This is a genomic window from Granulosicoccus antarcticus IMCC3135 (assembly GCF_002215215.1).
GTDB lineage: Bacteria > Pseudomonadota > Gammaproteobacteria > Granulosicoccales > Granulosicoccaceae > Granulosicoccus > Granulosicoccus antarcticus.
In genome coordinates, this window is the sequence record NZ_CP018632.1 from 4045745 (window position 1) to 4062129 (window position 16385).

Genomic DNA, 16385 nt, shown 5'->3' on the forward strand with positions numbered 1-16385 from the left:
CTGCTACGCCGGTAATTGAAGAACCTCTACGTAGCTCCTTCTATCCGCCGCATAGCAGTCGCACGCCGCCGCCTCAAGGCCGACTCGATCGAGCACCGTCAATACGCCGCGGCGATATCTGATGTGCCCGGCACGCTGCAATTCGCTCGCGGCCCGGGTGACGCCAACGCGACGAACACCCAGCATATAGGAGAGAAATTCTTGCGTGACGCGAAACCTGTCTGCATGAGCCCGGTCCTGACTCATCAGCAGCCAGCGGGCCAGACGCGGACCAATTTCGTGGTAACGCAGGCACGCCGCCGAGGTGGCGAGTTGCCTCATCAGCACATAGGCATAGCGGTTCAAACTGGTGCGCAGCGCCCCGCTCTGGGCGAGCTCGTGCACGAACACGCCGGCGCCGATGCGCCACGCCGAGCCCGCCCCTTGCACGAGGGCGTGCAAGGGTGTGGTCGACACGCCCATGGCCAGCTGAATCCCGAGCATGCCTTCGCGTCCTACCATACCGACTTCCAGGGCTGCCTTGCCGTCGATCTGGGTCAGCAGCGAGATGAAGCCGCCGACGGGAAAATACACGTATCGCGTTCGTTCTCCAGGCTCACACAACACCTCTGCGAAGACCAGATCGATTGGTTCGCAAAGGCTGAGCAGGTGCAGGCCGTCCTTGCGCGGAAGGCGTTCGATCAGGTGGTTCTGGGCGTCGGTCATGAACTCTCACCGGGTGGTCCCGATGCCGAAGCAAATGGACAACCGAGTCTAACCTCGCTTCGCCCCGGGGACTGTCTGCCAGCGTACGGAGCGGTATCGGTGGGGTCGACATGCTCGTGGCGCGATCGCCGTCCTGATTGAACGCTGGCGCTCAGGTCGCCTGGAGAGCCGGTAGCAGGCGGTCGTATTCCTTCTTGACGACCGCGTAGCATTCGCACGTCCGCTGTTCCAGGCCTTTGCGGTCCAGCACCGTGATGTGGCCCCGCGCATAGCGGATCAAGCCGGCCCTCTGCAGCTTGAGCGCCGCTTCGGTTACGCCCTCACGTCTTACGCCGAGCATGTTGGCGATGAGTTCCTGGGTCATCACGAGCTCATTACCGTGTAGGCGATCCAGGCTAAGCAGCAGCCAGCGGCACAGTTGCTGATCAAGAGAGTGGTGTCGATTGCAGACCGCCGTCTGCGCCATTTGCGTGATCAGCGCTTGCGTGTAGCGGAGTAATACGCGCATCACCGGGCCGGAGCGGTTGAACTCGCCCTTGATCACGCCGGCCTTTAGACGAAATCCCTGCCCCGCACTTTGCACGACGGCGCGGCTGGGCGTCGACTCGCCGCCCATGAAAAGGGAAATGCCGACCGCGCCTTCGTTGCCGACCACCGCAATCTCGGCCGACGCACCGCTTTCCATCACGTAGAGCAGAGAGACGATCGCCGTCGACGGAAAGTAGATGTGCGTCTGCTGCGTGCCAGACTCATAGAGCACGTCGCCGAGGGACAACTTGACCCACTCCAGCTGGGGAAGCCACCGCGTCCATTCGGCCTCGGGCAGCGCCGCGAGCAGGTGGTTGGACTTGGGGTCATGGCCGATCGGCATTGGATGCTCCAGTAAACCCTGTTCGCAGAATCTCGCCTATGTCTTGGAGGTCAGCGGTTAGTATACGCAAAGGGTTTGCTCTATGTGCGACAGCGCACGGACGGCGGGATCCCGAAGCGCATAGCTTGCCAAGGATCCGTAGCTCCCTGCCCTGTCCCGCTATGCCCATGGGGTGGCGTTGGCGTTCGGAGTAGAGCAGCAGCCACCGCGTATTACAGGCGTGAGTCGTGTGCCGCATCCGCCTGGCTCGCAATGACTGAAAACAATCAAATCATGAATACCTCATCAGCATCTAACGTTCTTGACCCCGACATGTTGCGCAAGCTGGATGCCTACTGGCGTGCGGCAAATTACCTCTCGGTCGGGCAGATCTATCTCTATGACAATCCGCTGCTGAAGGAGCCACTCACGCTTGGGCATGTCAAACCGCGCCTGCTCGGCCATTGGGGCACGACGCCGGGGCTCAATTTCATTTACAGCCACCTGAACCGTGTCATCAAGTCATACGATCTCAATATGATCAATATCACCGGGCCCGGTCATGGCGGACCGGGGTTGGTTGCCAACGCCTATCTGGAGGGCACCTACAGCGAGGTTTATCCCAAAATTTCGCAGGACGAAGTCGGCCTGAAGCAGTTGTTCAAGCAGTTCTCATTTCCGGGCGGTATCCCGAGCCACGTGGCACCCGAGACGCCGGGATCGATCCATGAGGGCGGCGAACTGGGATACGCGCTTTCCCACGCCTATGGCGCGGCCTTCGACAATCCCAACCTCATCGTTGCCTGCGTTGTTGGTGATGGCGAAGCCGAAACCGGCCCGCTGGCAACGAGTTGGCATTCGAATAAATTTCTCAATCCGGAGCGTGATGGCGCGGTGCTGCCGATCCTTCACTTGAACGGCTACAAGATCGCCGGACCGACGGTATTGGCACGCATTCCCCGCGACGAACTGGACGCTCTATTTCACGGGTTCGGCTACACGCCCTGGTTTGTCGAAGGTGATGATCCGATGACCCTGCATCAACTCATGGCCGCAACGCTGGATGCTGTTATCACTGAGATTCAGAATATCCAACGAGAGGCACGGGCCAATGGGTTCAGCAGGCGCCCAAGCTGGCCCATGATCATACTGCGCTCGCCCAAGGGCTGGACCGGCCCGAAGGTGGTCGATGACAAGACGACCGAGGGCACGTTTCGTTCTCATCAAGTGCCGATGGGCGAGATGGACAAGCCGGGGCATCTGGCGCTGCTGGAAAGCTGGATGAAGAGCTACCGACCGGAAGAATTGTTCGATAGCGAAGGCAAGCTCCACGCTGAGATCGCGGAACTGGCCCCCGTGGGAGAGCGTCGCATGAGCGCAAATCCCCACGCCAATGGCGGCCTCCTGCTGCAGGATTTGCATCTGACCGATTTCGTCAAGCATGCAGTCGAGGTCCCATCACCCGGCGCGGTGATGGCCGAGGCCACTCGCGTACAGGGGCAGTTCATTCGAGATGTGATCAAGCACAACCCGGACAACTTCCGCGTGTTCAGTCCGGATGAAACCACGTCCAATCGCTGGGGCGTCGTGTTCGAGGTCACCAACCGCTGCTCCACCGCCGAAATTCATGACTTCGACGACCATGTTGCGCCCGATGGTCGTGTGATGGAAATGCTGAGTGAGCATCAATGCGAAGGCTGGCTGGAGGGTTACCTGCTCACAGGCCGACATGGCTTCTTTTCCTGTTACGAAGCTTTCATCCACATCGTTGACTCGATGTTCAACCAACACGCCAAGTGGTTGAAGGTGACCCGTGGCATTGCCTGGCGGCGGCCCATTGCTTCGCTGAATTACCTGCTCACCTCGCATGTCTGGCGACAGGACCACAACGGATTCACCCATCAGGACCCGGGGTTTATCGACCACGTCGTCAACAAGAAGGCCGAGGTCATCCGCATTTATCTGCCACCTGATGCGAATACGTTGTTGTCGGTAACCGATCATTGCCTGCGCAGCCGTAACTACGTGAATGTCGTCATTGCAGGCAAGCAACCTTCGCCGCAGTGGCTCGACATGGATGCTGCCATCCAGCACTGTTCAACTGGCATTGGAATCTGGAGTTGGGCGAGCAACGACCAGGGCAGCGAACCCGATGTTGTGATGGCGTGCTGTGGCGATGTTCCAACGCTCGAAACGATGGCGGCCGTCGATTTGTTGCGGTCCTATTTTCCGAAATTGAAAGTCCGCGTTGTCAATGTTGTTGATCTGATGAAGCTCCAGTCACAGAGCGACCACCCGCATGGTTTGGAAGATGCCGAGTTTGATCGGCTTTTTACGGTCGATAAGCCTGTCATCTTCGCCTACCATGGCTATCCCACGCTCATTCACAGGCTCACCTATCGGCGTACCAACCACGATAATTTTCATGTGCATGGCTACCAAGAAGAAGGGACCACCAGCACGCCGTTTGATCAGGTGGTGATGAACGAAATGGACCGCTTTCACCTCGTAGCCAATGTCATCGACCACGTGCCGCAGCTTGGGGTGAACGCTGCACACGTAATGCAGACCATCACTGACAAACTTGCCGAACACAAGGTCTACATTGCCGAACACGGCGTAGACATGCCGGAAATCCGTAACTGGCAGTGGCCAGCACATGTGTAGCTCCCTATCATTTCTCCAACACACCTTTCCAGGAACATGACAGAAACTGAACAACTTGCACTCTCCGACAGACTGAACCAGCACTGCCTTTGCACAACGCTTGATCGCAAACGACTGGAGGACGCTGTCGGTCGTGCGGTGGATGACCCTGAGTTCAATGTGGAGCATCTTGAAAGTCGACCAAATTTACTTTCCAACGTCCTGGTATTCCTCTCGTCCGACGAACTGGCGAACATGCAAGGTATTGTCGATGCTATCGAAGCGGTAGCAAGATTACCTTTCTACCAAAGAACCGTCCTTGCCTGGGCACCTGAATCTGCGCAAAGTGACTTTGGACCGGTGGGGGCATTCATGGGCTATGATTTCCATCTCGACAGCAGCGGTCCGAAGCTCATCGAGGTAAACACCAATGCCGGCGGTGCCTTCATCAACGCCCTGCTCGCAAGCGCCCAGAAAGCCTGTTGCAGCGAAATGGAACGCGGACTCATCGCGATGCAGGCAGAAGACTTCGATACGCAGGCGCTCAATGTATTTACCGCGGAATGGCGGCTCCAACGTGATACAGATCAGCCTCGCCGGGTGGCGATCATCGATGACCAGCCGGAAGAACAGTATCTCTACCCCGAATTCATTCTGGTGCAGCAATTGTTGCGCAACCATGACATCGACGCTGTGATTGGCGATGCATCAGCACTGAAATACAAGGCGGGAAAACTCACTCTTGACGGAGAAGAGATCGATTTCGTTTATAATCGACTGACCGATTTTTCATTGGTCGAATCGCAGCATGCCGCACTCGCCGCAGCTTACAAGGATGATGCGGTTGTGGTCACGCCAAACCCTCGCAATCATGCCATTTACGCGGCCAAACGCAATCTGACGTTGCTGTCAGATCAGACCTGGCTGAAATCGGCTGGTCTGCCTGATGGGGTGCGAACCAAGCTGGCAGGCATCCCGAAAACCACCCTGGTCACGCCTGAAAATGTCGAGGCGATGTGGGCAGAGCGCAAGAACCTGTTCTTCAAGCCGCTCTCCGGCCATGGCGGCAAGGCTGTTTATCGCGGCGACAAACTGACCAGACGCGTATGGGCTGACATCGTCGCTGGTGGATATGTGGCACAAGCCTTCGCGGCTCCGGGCCAGCGCATGATCAAGCTTGATGGTGCACCCGTACAGCGCAAGATGGATATCCGGCTTTATACATACTCTGGCCAGATTCTGCTGACAGCGGCGCGACTCTATCAAGGCCAGACGACGAATTTCAGAACGCCAGGGGGAGGATTTGCGCCGGTGTTCGTGATTTGACTGGCGGGTCGTTGGGCTCGTTGTGTCCGCCAATTTCCGGACGCATGGCCCAGAGCAGCAGTTCTGCAAACGTCTGCTGTTGGCGCGATGAAAGGGTCGTCGACCATGACGATATCATGGACCTTGTGAGAGCAGCGCTCGAAGGCGCAATGCACTTACTCGCGGTCGAACCCGGTCTCCTTCAGATCTGCGTCAACGCCCTTTCGACCAAGCCACTGCAGATTCGCGCCGGATCGGGCATTTCGATGAGCTGATCGATGCCCCAAGGCTACGTACCGGAGCACACCCTCGTCACCAATGAAGACGTTGGAACATGGCCGTCATGATGGCGAGTAAGGGTGCGTAGCGGGTCTCGGACGACATCATCCATGTCGATAGTGGATGGAAGTCACACTCGGCCGCGAACCATCGTCACGCCACACACATCGGTTCGACATCCTCGGATATCGCCTTGCTGGTCATCCCGACCGACGAGGCAACAAAGGCTCCCAGTTTCCGGATCAACGGGTTGTTTTTGATGATGCGTACTCATTCCATGAAGATCGTTGAATAGTTTTCAGCGATAACGAGCTGATGACTGATGTCGATCAGCCCGAAGTCTGACTTTCTTGGCCAGTATGCCTTGAATGGGCGTTCTCAAGAACGCTGCGGCCGCCCATGAAAATGCGGGCGGTTCTGACACCAACGTCGAAACGGACAGGACCGTGGCAGTGCAGATGAATCGCATCATCAAGGGTGGAAACTCGGTTCGCAGAGCGTGACAAGGCGACTTCATTGCTACGCAGAGAGTCCATTCTCTTCAGCACCACCAGGTGGCCCATCGCCTGATCGCTAAACGGTTGCACAAAACAGGAATCGACATGTCCAACATGAAAGCACTGGTATTTATCGAGAAAGATCGTATTGAGCTTGAAGACAAGCCCATTCCGGATGTCGGACCGAACGATGCGCTGATACGGGTGACCACGACCACGATCTGTGGCACCGATGTTCATATACTCAAGGGCGAATATCCCGTTGCAACGGGTTTGACCATCGGCCATGAACCGGTCGGTATCATTGAGAAACTCGGCAGCGAGGTCACAGGGTTTGAAGAAGGTCAGCGTGTTATAGCCGGTGCCATCAGCCCGTCCGGTTATTCCAATGCCTGTTTGTGTGGACAATGGTCGCAGGATGGTCAGGATAACAAACACGGTTTCAAGCCTGCCGGCGGCTGGCGATTCGGGAATACAATTGATGGTGCACAGGCAGAATATCTGCGTGTACCGGACGCCAGAGCCAATCTGTCGCCAGTGCCTGATGGTCTGACCGATGAGCAGGTGTTGATGTGTCCCGATATCATGTCAACCGGCTTTGCTGGCGCAGAGCGCGCCAACATCCAGATTGGCGATACCGTCGTTATATTCGCCCAGGGGCCGATTGGCTTGTGTGCAACGGCCGGTGCCAAACTCAAAGGCGCCACAACGATCATCGCCGTCGATTCCGTACCCGAACGCCTGGCGATTGCGCGGCAAATGGGGGCTGACCATGTCATCGACTTCAGCCGGGTGGATCCGGTGACCGAGGTGATGAAAATCACCGACGGGCGCGGTGTCGATGTGGCCATCGAAGCGCTGGGACGACAGGAAACTTTTGAAGCTTGCCTGCGCTGTCTTCGCCCGGGCGGGACCCTCTCGAGTCTGGGCGTCTATTCAGGAGATATTACGATACCGCTTGACGCTTTCACCGCCGGACTGGGAGATAACCGCATCATTACCTCACTATGCCCAGGCGGAAAGGAACGCATGCGACGATTGATGGAAGTGATCTCATCCTCACGGTTGAATCTGGAGGCATTGGTCACTCACCGTTACAAACTGGATGATATCGTGAGTGCTTACGACTTGTTCTCCCACCAGCGTGATGGCGTGTTAAAGGTGGCTATCACGCCTTAGGGAAAGGGTGCGGTCTACGACAACCATAAGGCAACTTGCTCATAACCACCCCCCGTCAAAGCCCGATCGTCGCAAACCGTCGACTATATACGGGCAGTTTCGCATCAGCCGCCACACTAATCCCGTGTGGTAATTTTCGATCATCAAAATAGTTGGCCCTTCATTGATTCCGAAATGCCAGGGCGATACCCATCCGTGGGCATTGCCGGATGCAACCGGGTAGGTCGGATTGAAGGTCGCTTTGAAGCCGTAGCGGTTGGATGCTGTCAATTCGAGGTCATGAATGCAGTAGCTGAGCGAGGGCAACACAATTTCGGGCGCGAATGGTAGCGACGCCGCGACTACCCACGGCGCGATCGTGCCGTCATCGGGTCCGTACGGCACGCCGCGCCCCAGGTAACCAAAGAACTGGCGCTCGATACCGGCCACGTTGAGTGTGTCCGGACCGGGACCTTCGCTCGCGGTCAGGCCCCAGCAGTGCCCGCAAAAGTCGGTGAATTTGAGCGGATTGTCGATGGCATACTCATGTTGCACATAGGTCGCGCGCCGACTGTTCTCAAAATAGTCGATGCCTTTGCTTCGCATGAAAGCATCCTGGATACCGCGAAAATCGATCCAGATGTGGGAGAGTTGATGCGTGAAGAGCGGCCCGGCATAAAGATAGTCGTATCCGTAGCAGTGGTCCCATCGGTAGGTGGCAGTCCATGCCGCATAGGCACTCTCGGACAGTGGATTCGTCGGCGAACCCAGCCCCAGAATGTACAGCAGCAACGCCTCGTCGTAGCCTTCCCAGCGATAGTTGAGGAAGCCGCTTTCAGGCGTCCAGCCATGCGTCACAGTTTCACCCTGGTTCTGCGCCCACGGCCAATCGGCACGGCGATAGAGCGCGTCGGCGAGGGTACGGATTTCATGCTCGTCCGCTGTGTCAGCGTCAAAGTACCTGCCTGTCGTCAGTGCCCCCGCCAGCAGAAAAGCGCTGTCTATCGTCGACAGTTCGCATTGCCAGGCGCGTCGCCCGGTCTGCATGTCTAAAAAATGATAGTAGAAGCCCCGATAGCCGGTCACGTCAGGCTCGGGACCTTGCGGACTATTCCAGAAAAATCGCAGGGTCGCAAGCGTTCGCTCCACCGCCGCGTCATGTGACATGAATCCGCGCTCGATAGCCACCGGGTAGGAAGCCAAAGCGAGGCCAGTGGCGGCAATACTGGCAGGCCAGTCGGCTTCAGTCTTGTCGATCACCAGTCCGTTGACCGGATTCGTCTCGTGCAGAAAATAGTTGAATGATGCGCGCTGAAGCTCTTCCAGCTCTGCATCGGAAGCGCTTGTCGCCGGGTTCATGGGGTCATCTGGGTTGTGACTCCCGGACAAATGCGCTTCGCGGTTCCTGACATTCTTTGGCTTGATCATGACCTCTGCCCTACTCCCATTGTCTGGTTGACTCTCTACTGCAAGTACGTCGTCGCCCATTGCGTTGTACGTTCCTCGCCCGTGGCTCTGTCAAAGCCAGCGGCGCATGATCCATCCAAACGCCTCAAGCATCCGTCCTGACCAGCGCCGCCTCTCCCAGTTCACGGACGTGATCGGCAGCGACTCCGTCAGGTCATTGAGGAAGTGTTGCTCGAGTTGCGAGCAGAAACCTCGCTCCCCGCTCGCGAGTACGAGCTCGTAGTTGAGGAAAAAGCTGCGGTAATCCAGATTCGCGGTCCCCACCGCCGCCCAGTCGCTGTCGATAACAGCGGTCTTTGCGTGCAACATTCGCGGCTGATACTCGTATATGCGCATGCCGGCAGTCATCAGCACGTCGTAATAGGCTTGCGCCGCCCATCGCGTGATCGGCACGTCGCTTTTTGAAGGCACCAGCAGGCGTACGTCGATACCCCGACGCGCCGCCTGGATGAGCCGCCGTTGGGTGAGAAAGTCGGGCACGAAATAGGGTGTTGTGAGAAAGATTCGTTCGCGTGCGCCTGCAAATGCATCGGAGTATAGGCAGTGTATCCGGTGACGGCAGCTGCGCGTGTTGTTCGATACGAGCGTGGGGGTCAGCCTGCCGCGCTGGGCTGGCATCCAGTGCCGGTGTCCGTGCCAGAAAGTGTCGAACAGCCTGGTCGCGTCATCGACGAGCTCGCCGGTGATTGCGGCGTGACTGTCGCGCCATCGTGCCTCACCATAAAACCGGCGCGAACTTTGCCGATGGATGTTGAATCCTCCGACGAAGGCGACCTGGTCATCGACAATCAGCAGTTTGCGGTGATTGCGGCGGTTGTATCGCAGCGGATGACGCCAGTTCCATCGATTAAACCACTTTAGAAATCCGCCTCGTTCTCGCAGATAGCGTTCCATGACCTGCGACGAGCCGCCCAGTGCGCCCGCTGCGTCCAGATGCAATCTCACATCGAGCCCGGCCGCAGCACGCTCAGCCAGCGCCTGCGTAAATTGCCAACCAATCTCATCGTCCGAGAAGATATAACTCTCCATGCGTACCGAGTTACGGGCGCTGCGGATCGACGTAAGCATTGCCACGTACAGATCATCACCTTCGGTGAACAGGCGCGTGCCCTCAACAGCCATTGCGGCATTTCCAAGTAGCTTGGGTGCGCGGCGGTTTGATCGATGTGTCATTGATGTCTAGTTCCGTGATGCGGGCAGCCTCCCCCCACCCCATCAGGACGGCTTTGATACAAACACTGGTTGAATCCAGCGGCTTCCACCCTCTGCAACGCCTTGTTCCGCACGCCGTTGCAGGCATTTTTGACCCATACCGACGACAGCTCGCTGCTTAGCGCTGGGAGTGTAGACTGAGTTGATGAGCACTATCAGCATCTTTGCGGATTCGAGTTACCGGATTACCGGTGGCATGGGACACCCGAGGACATCCGAAAAGGCGCGCACTAGTTCGACTTCAACAGAAAGTAATTTTTTGTCATGCAGGACGCAGGCGGCACAGGCCTTCAATAGTTGTGGTTTGGCCAGGGGCTTGAGCATTTCCACTTTTTTCAGGGCGATATCCAGGTTTGAAAAAGTGATTTCATTTTCTGCCACTACTTGAAGCCCGCTGATGTCCAGTATGGTTGTCGCGGCGCTAAACGCTTCCTCAACGGCATGGTTCTCCTGTTGACCAGCATAGGCCAGTACCGAGAGGATCAACTCAATTTCCTGCTTGAGCTGGCCAACATGGGAATAGCGCGTTTTGGTGTGTACCAGCTTGAAAAATTGCCCATCGAGATGGGTAAACAAAATTTTCTGTAAGGACCATTCCAACAGATCGACCCTGGAATCCATGTCAATCAAGACCACCAGGTTGTCTCTGAAGGCCTGGTACTGATCGAGTGATAGCTGTTTGAGTGCCGGTATGGCGATATCAATGAGTGGCAAGCGATATTTAATATCCAACCCACCCATCTCCGGCAATAGTTTGCGTGTCAACACCCCTACAGCTGGGTCGGCATGCGTCTGCAGATGCGCCAGTTGCCTGTCACGAACCTCCTGTCCAGAATCCAGCACCAGGGAATAGATAACGGCGCGAGCGCCATAAGGTTCACGGGCAGCCTCAATGATGATGGTGGGCAATTCTGATAGCAGCGAGCGGGCGTGATGGATGGTTTCCGCTTTCGGACTACCAATCTGATCAATCGCATTCGCGACATCGGCCATGGCGGCACCGGTAACAACCGTGGCCAGATGTCTGGCAAGCGCATCACGCGTCATGGTTTCATTGTTACTGGTCTCTTCCTCGTGACTCAGGCCACCCTCTCGGGGTGAGACGGTATTGTCTTGCTTGTCGGACGCGGCAAATTTACCGTCCCAATGAGGATCGATGCGCAGGATACGTTTCGCCAGCGGCGGGTGCGTAGCGGACAAGGCTTGCATAAACCCCGAAACACCCTGGGCGAAAAAGGCATGGCTGACTTCGAGGGCGCCGGGGCTTTCTACCTTGGAACCAGACTCGAGTCCGCCGATGCGCTTCAAGGCGCCCGCGATCCCGTCCGGGTTGCGGGTAAACTGAACCGCCGAAGCGTCCGCCAGGTATTCCCGTTGTCGACTCACCGCAGCCTTGATCAGGCCACCGAAAAAGGTGCCGGCAAAGCCGATGACCATCAGCCCGATAGCCAGTGCCATTATTCCACCCGCATTCTTTCCGCTATTGCGCCCGCGCCGTGAAAAGGAAGCGGAATACAACAGATAGTAGCCAATGATGCCGAGAATCAGGATGCCATTCAGTACGCCGATCAAACGGATGTTGAGCCGCATATCGCCATTAAAGATATGGCTGAACTCATGGGCAATGACACCCTGCAGTTGATCTCGACTTAGATGATCAATCGTTCCCTGGGTCACCCCGATGACAGCATCGCGTGGCGAGAACCCGGCCGCAAAGGCATTGATTGCCGGTTCGTCGGCGAGCAGATATACCGGCGGTGCCGGTGTGCCGGAGGCGACAGCCATTTCCTCCACCACGTTCAATAATTTACGTTGCTTCAGATCCTTGGTATTTTGCGGGATCAATTTTCCACCCAGCGATTCAGCAACCACCTTGCCACCCGCCGACAGGGCCATGATCTTGTAGAGACTGCCCGCCAGCACCACCACAACGACACCTGCGCTGACAGCGGCAATTGTCTGCCAATCCATTTGCTGAAGCAGTGCTCCGCCCTCTTGCAATTGTTGCCTGTTGATATATCCAAACACGACCATGACCAGGAGATTGACCATGACAATCAATGTGACAACCGCCAGGCCAAACAGCAAGACCAGCAGGAGCGTGTTTTTGCGTACACGCTCTTGTGATTCAAAAAAATTCATAATCAACCGCAGTGGTTAGAATGAGACTTCTGGTGCAGCCTGTATGGCCGCCGTATCGTCGAACTCCAACAGGGTCGCATCTTGCGTATGACCAAAGCGTTCTGCAAAGAACAGTGGTGGAAACGTTTGCTTATAGGTGTTGTAGGCCATCACCTGATCATTGAAAGCCTGCCGGGCGAATGAGACCTTGTTCTCGGTGGAGACGAGTTCTTCACTCAACTGCATCATGTTCTGATTGGCCTTGAGATCCGGATAGGCCTCCATCACCATATTGAAATTCATCATGGCACCGGCCAGTTTGTCTTCGGCGCCACTCAGGCCTTTTATCGCCTCGGCGTTACCCGGATCGGCAGTCGCCGTTGATAACATATGGTTGGCCGTATTGCGCGCCTCGACGACAGCCTCCAGGGTTTCACGTTCATGCTTGATATAACCTTTCGCGGTCTCGATCAGATTGGGAATCAGGTCGTAACGCCGCTTCAATTGCACCTCGATCTGTGCAAAAGCATTCTTATAGCGATTCTTCAGTGTGACCAGTTTATTGAATATCGCTATGACATAAAAAACGAGCAGTACAACAACAACGAGAATAACGATTAATGTGGTATCCATATTTCTCACTTTTTTCCAAATTGTCGCACCCATGGATGCTATTAACTTCTACTGTAAACTTACTATATTCAAAAGTTCATTTTTCATGGTGTTAATCCTTTCAGGAGCATCTCATGAAATACATCGTAAATTTATTTAATACTGCAAGCATGTCGCCGTCCATTGCCTGAGATCCTTCCACGATTCGATGCAGATAATCAACACCGTGGAAAATCTCTGGTTTCCGCTGAGGTGCGAGGCAAATGCCCCCTGCCAGTTCGCCAGCATCGCCATGATCAACAACTTCCCGACCCTGCTTCATTCCGATTAATTAATGACGGCGTTACGACGGGTTATCGGCCGGCCGTGAACGCTGCAGCAGAGTTTTCCACTGACCCCAGTGCGGAAAAAACATAGGGACCCGTTGTTGATACTCCCCATACGATTCTCCAAATTCCGCTATGACTTTGTTTTCTTCACGTCTGGCAAGCAATGTGTACATCAACACAATGATGGGAAATGCAATGACCGAAAAAACAGTCGGCCAATGCACGATTCCCTCTCCAAACAAGGCGATAAACAAACCAGAGTATTGGGGATGCCTGACCAGAGCGTATAAGCCGTCGGTAACAAGGCGTTGTTCCTGACGGGCACGATGCAGCTCACGCCAGCCTTGAATGACAAGTCCGATACCTAAAAACAGCAAGCCGTAACCGAATACCATGGCGACAAACATGCCGGTTTCTCCCATGCCAACCAGAGAAGACCATAAATTTGCATTCAAATGACTTTGATCTAATCCAAAGTAACGAACCAGTAGATAAATAGTCATCGGAAAGCCATACATCTCAGCATATAATGCAATGATAAACGCCTGCACCAAGCCTGCCCCCGCCCATTCACGCCAGGTACTGGGAGCAAGATAGCGGTAGAACATCCATGATGCGATAACGATCATGAAGACGGCAAGGATCCAGATGCCGGAATGTGCGATTGGTGCATTCATATTCAGTACTCTATCTGTCAATTATCAGCTCATAATGCAGAGATGAGGCCCGTTTCGTGATCCTCTTACCTGCATCGTTCTGGTGCCTAGTATGAGTACTGCGGGTTTGTAAGTATGTGGCAGGGTTTATACAGATTGGTATAGTTCACTCGTCAGTGACGGCTTTCCAGCGTATATCTGATTTTGGATTTTCAGGATAATCCGAGGCTGGTTTGAGATACACTCATATCGCTCATGGCGTGACATGGCATATATCCTTGATCGTATGGTTCAGGCTCGCCAAGTATCGAGAAACGTGAAAGATCCTTGATCTGTGTCGGAGTGCCAGATAACAATTTGGTATAGTGGCAGACAGTCCTGCGAGAGGTTTGCAGCTTCAGGCTGTGCACGTGAAACGCATGAACTTATGAGAATCCCGACGGCTGCGCCAAGAATCGATAAACATGAAGATATTAGTGATTGAGGACGATGCAGAGACGGCAGCTTTTATTGCCAATGGGCTAAAGGAGCTCGGTCATGTGTGCGATCTGGCCGTTACGGGCCGAGATGGGCTTTACATGGGAACCTTTGAATCCTACGATATGATGATCGTTGATCGCATGCTGCCCGAGCTCGATGGCTTGGACATCGTTCGCACCATTCGAAGCAATGGCGTAAAAACACCTATACTGTTTCTCACAACACTCAGCGGTGTGCACGATCGAGTGGCGGGATTGGATGCAGGGGGCGATGATTACCTATCCAAACCATTCGCCTTTTCTGAACTCGTTGCGCGAATCAATGCGTTGGCTCGAAGACCGCCTATCGACACGATAAAACCGGTACTGCGTGTTGCCGATCTGACATTGGATCTCATCAAACGAACCCTGGTTCGTGCAGGACAACCTATCGAGCTACAGCCCAGAGAATTTCGGTTGTTGGAATATCTCATGCGGCATTCAGACGAGGTAGTGACGCGTACCATGTTGCTCGAGCATGTGTGGGAGTTTCATTTTGATCCTCATACCAACGTGGTGGAAACACATATCAGTCGATTACGCGCAAAGGTGGATCGCCCCTTTGAGGTGGCCCTTATTCACACCGTCAGAGGGTCTGGATACTGCATCCGCGAACCCGACTCTTCGGCGTGAGATTTCCCGCTGCTGCACGCAGTGTGCCTGTAGGGTACGCGATGATATTTGCGGCTCTGTCGGCCATCATGATGTCAATGCTATTGGCTGTGCTGTTTTGGTCGATATCCTCGCTTCTTGAACGTCATATTGATGAGACTATAGTACGGCAGCACGCGGTACTCAAAGATGATCTAGCGCAAAATGGCATGGAATCAATGTTGGAATTGATTCGTTTGCATGCAAAGTACCCCGCGTCCAGCAGCATCCATCTACTTGCTCTGAACAGTGAGGATCGCTACCTGGCAGGAGATCTACCGTTGTTGCCTCCGGTAGAAGGCTGGCAAAACCTGGAGAAACAAACAGAGCGTATCGATGAGAATAGCTCACTTCGCAGTTACCGGGCTCTGGGCACCCGATTTGATGATGGCACTTTTGTGCTCGTCTCGGAAGACATTGCTGACCTGGTCCAAACTCGTAGACTACTGTTACAGTCTTTTAGCATCACACTGGCCGTCACGGTCGCGCTCTCCCTATTCGGTGGGCTGTTCATCGGCAATGTCTTGCTAAGACGCGTTGAGTCCGTCAATCAGATCGCGCAAGCCATTATGAATGGAGATTTGTCACAGCGGATACCGCTGGTGGGCCGGCATGATGAACTTGGCGGTCTGGCGGAAAGCCTGAATCGTATGCTCGCTCGGATCGATGATCTCATGCAGAATCTACGAGCGATCACGAGCAATATCGCTCATGATCTACGCTCCCCCTTGAGCAGACATCGACAGCGACTGGAATTGAGTCGAATGAAAGAGCGTAGCCTGGAAGAATACCGAGCGGTCATCGATACGGCTATCGAAGACACGGATTCGATTTTGAAAACATTCGAAGCCATGTTACGCATTGCGCAAATTGAAGCAGGTACGCTGAGAGAACATTTTGCACAAGTCGAGTTGGATGAAATAGCCGATAATATTGTTGATGCGTTTCAGGCCGTCGCTGATGATGAGGGTAAGGAGCTCTGCGCTCATGTAGAGTCCGACTGCCGTGTGATGGGCGATCGTGTGTTGCTTACGCAATTGATTTCCAACCTGATAGAAAACGCGTTGCGACACACACCCGTAGGCACACACATTCGACTGGATATCGAACGCTACGAGGGTAAAACGCGAATCGTACTCTCTGATACGGGCCCCGGCATTCCAGAAAAGGAAAGAGAGCGTGTCTTTCGACACTTTTATCGGCTTGATGCGAGTCGATCAACACCGGGGAATGGCATTGGACTAAGTTTTGTCGCCGCTGTGGTTAAAGCTCACGACGCAACCATTGAACTCGATGACAACGAACCTGGGCTAAAAGTAACCATCACATTCTCTTGATTCAGAGAACGAGGTTTCGCTGTGGCAGGAAATTCGTCAGAG

At 54.9% G+C, this 16385-nt stretch carries 13 protein-coding genes; 5 read left to right on the forward strand and 8 right to left on the reverse strand.

Translation table 11 applies throughout. The features are described 5' to 3' along the window. Nucleotides 1–3: 3 nt before the first annotated feature. Nucleotides 4–705 carry a Crp/Fnr family transcriptional regulator gene (locus tag IMCC3135_RS17530; protein WP_088918787.1) on the reverse strand — a complete coding sequence of 234 codons (702 nt, stop codon included), beginning with the start codon at nucleotides 703–705 and terminating at the stop codon, nucleotides 4–6. 151 nt (nucleotides 706–856) lie between these two features. Then, the gene (locus IMCC3135_RS17535) at nucleotides 857–1576 is read right to left on the reverse strand and encodes a Crp/Fnr family transcriptional regulator (RefSeq protein ID WP_088918788.1); all 720 of its coding nucleotides are present in this window, start codon (nucleotides 1574–1576) and stop codon (nucleotides 857–859) included. Nucleotides 1577–1849: 273 nt separating this feature from the next. Between IMCC3135_RS17535 and IMCC3135_RS17540 the strand changes: the two genes are divergently transcribed. Both IMCC3135_RS17540 and IMCC3135_RS17545 read left to right on the forward strand, forming a co-directional pair. After that, the gene (locus tag IMCC3135_RS17540; protein WP_088921907.1) at nucleotides 1850–4222 is read left to right on the forward strand and encodes a phosphoketolase family protein; all 2373 of its coding nucleotides are present in this window, start codon (nucleotides 1850–1852) and stop codon (nucleotides 4220–4222) included. A 36-nt stretch (nucleotides 4223–4258) separates the two neighbouring features. Further along, the gene (locus IMCC3135_RS17545; protein WP_088918789.1) at nucleotides 4259–5527 is read left to right on the forward strand and encodes an ATP-grasp domain-containing protein; all 1269 of its coding nucleotides are present in this window, start codon (nucleotides 4259–4261) and stop codon (nucleotides 5525–5527) included. Nucleotides 5528–6114: 587 nt separating this feature from the next. Here IMCC3135_RS17545 and IMCC3135_RS34180 read toward each other — a convergent pair. Next, a complete protein-coding gene (locus IMCC3135_RS34180; protein ID WP_157736074.1) occupies nucleotides 6115–6372 on the reverse strand; it encodes a hypothetical protein in 258 nt (85 codons plus the stop codon). A 15-nt stretch (nucleotides 6373–6387) separates the two neighbouring features. Between IMCC3135_RS34180 and IMCC3135_RS17555 the strand changes: the two genes are divergently transcribed. Then, nucleotides 6388–7461: an NAD(P)-dependent alcohol dehydrogenase gene (locus IMCC3135_RS17555; RefSeq protein ID WP_088921908.1), complete on the forward strand. Its 1074-nt coding sequence runs from the start codon at nucleotides 6388–6390 to the stop codon at nucleotides 7459–7461. 39 nt (nucleotides 7462–7500) lie between these two features. Here IMCC3135_RS17555 and IMCC3135_RS17560 read toward each other — a convergent pair whose 3' ends face one another. The 5 genes from IMCC3135_RS17560 to IMCC3135_RS17585 form a co-directional block, all read right to left on the reverse strand. Further along, nucleotides 7501–8868, reverse strand: coding sequence for a glucoamylase family protein (locus tag IMCC3135_RS17560; RefSeq protein ID WP_205737583.1), 1368 nt, complete (start codon nucleotides 8866–8868; stop codon nucleotides 7501–7503). Nucleotides 8869–8958: 90 nt separating this feature from the next. Beyond that, complete coding sequence (locus IMCC3135_RS17565; RefSeq protein ID WP_205737584.1) at nucleotides 8959–10080, reverse strand: phospholipase D-like domain-containing protein; 1122 nt, start codon at nucleotides 10078–10080, stop codon at nucleotides 8959–8961. Between the two features lie 216 nt (nucleotides 10081–10296). After that, the gene (locus IMCC3135_RS17570) at nucleotides 10297–12261 is read right to left on the reverse strand and encodes a M48 family metallopeptidase (protein WP_088918791.1); all 1965 of its coding nucleotides are present in this window, start codon (nucleotides 12259–12261) and stop codon (nucleotides 10297–10299) included. 15 nt (nucleotides 12262–12276) lie between these two features. After that, nucleotides 12277–12873, reverse strand: a complete 597-nt coding sequence (locus IMCC3135_RS17575) for a LemA family protein (protein WP_088918792.1) — start codon at nucleotides 12871–12873, stop codon at nucleotides 12277–12279. Between the two features lie 322 nt (nucleotides 12874–13195). After that, the gene (locus tag IMCC3135_RS17585) at nucleotides 13196–13858 is read right to left on the reverse strand and encodes a methyltransferase family protein (protein ID WP_088918794.1); all 663 of its coding nucleotides are present in this window, start codon (nucleotides 13856–13858) and stop codon (nucleotides 13196–13198) included. A gap of 443 nt (nucleotides 13859–14301) precedes the next feature. Here IMCC3135_RS17585 and IMCC3135_RS17590 point away from each other — a divergent pair, with 443 nt between their 5' ends. Both IMCC3135_RS17590 and IMCC3135_RS17595 read left to right on the forward strand, forming a co-directional pair. Next, complete coding sequence (locus IMCC3135_RS17590) at nucleotides 14302–14988, forward strand: winged helix-turn-helix domain-containing protein (protein WP_088918795.1); 687 nt, start codon at nucleotides 14302–14304, stop codon at nucleotides 14986–14988. Further along, nucleotides 14985–16343 carry an ATP-binding protein gene (locus IMCC3135_RS17595; RefSeq protein WP_157736075.1) on the forward strand — a complete coding sequence of 453 codons (1359 nt, stop codon included), beginning with the start codon at nucleotides 14985–14987 and terminating at the stop codon, nucleotides 16341–16343. Before IMCC3135_RS17590 ends, IMCC3135_RS17595 begins: the two co-directional genes overlap by 4 nt. Nucleotides 16344–16385 lie beyond the last annotated feature (42 nt).

Excerpts from the sequence above, each read along its gene's own strand:
- IMCC3135_RS17590 (WP_088918795.1), top strand. The coding sequence starts at position 14,302 with ATGAAGATATTAGTGATTGAGGACGATGCAGAGACGGCAGCTTTTATT.
- IMCC3135_RS17555 (WP_088921908.1), top strand. The coding sequence starts at position 6,388 with ATGTCCAACATGAAAGCACTGGTATTTATCGAGAAAGATCGTATTGAG.
- IMCC3135_RS17545 (WP_088918789.1), top strand. The coding sequence starts at position 4,259 with ATGACAGAAACTGAACAACTTGCACTCTCCGACAGACTGAACCAGCAC.
- IMCC3135_RS17540 (WP_088921907.1), top strand. The coding sequence starts at position 1,850 with ATGAATACCTCATCAGCATCTAACGTTCTTGACCCCGACATGTTGCGC.
- IMCC3135_RS17535 (WP_088918788.1), bottom strand. The coding sequence starts at position 1,576 with ATGCCGATCGGCCATGACCCCAAGTCCAACCACCTGCTCGCGGCGCTG.
- IMCC3135_RS17565 (WP_205737584.1), bottom strand. The coding sequence starts at position 10,080 with ATGACACATCGATCAAACCGCCGCGCACCCAAGCTACTTGGAAATGCC.
- IMCC3135_RS17530 (WP_088918787.1), bottom strand. The coding sequence starts at position 705 with ATGACCGACGCCCAGAACCACCTGATCGAACGCCTTCCGCGCAAGGAC.
- IMCC3135_RS17560 (WP_205737583.1), bottom strand. The coding sequence starts at position 8,868 with ATGATCAAGCCAAAGAATGTCAGGAACCGCGAAGCGCATTTGTCCGGG.
- IMCC3135_RS17570 (WP_088918791.1), bottom strand. The coding sequence starts at position 12,261 with ATGAATTTTTTTGAATCACAAGAGCGTGTACGCAAAAACACGCTCCTG.
- IMCC3135_RS17575 (WP_088918792.1), bottom strand. The coding sequence starts at position 12,873 with ATGGATACCACATTAATCGTTATTCTCGTTGTTGTTGTACTGCTCGTT.
- IMCC3135_RS17585 (WP_088918794.1), bottom strand. The coding sequence starts at position 13,858 with ATGAATGCACCAATCGCACATTCCGGCATCTGGATCCTTGCCGTCTTC.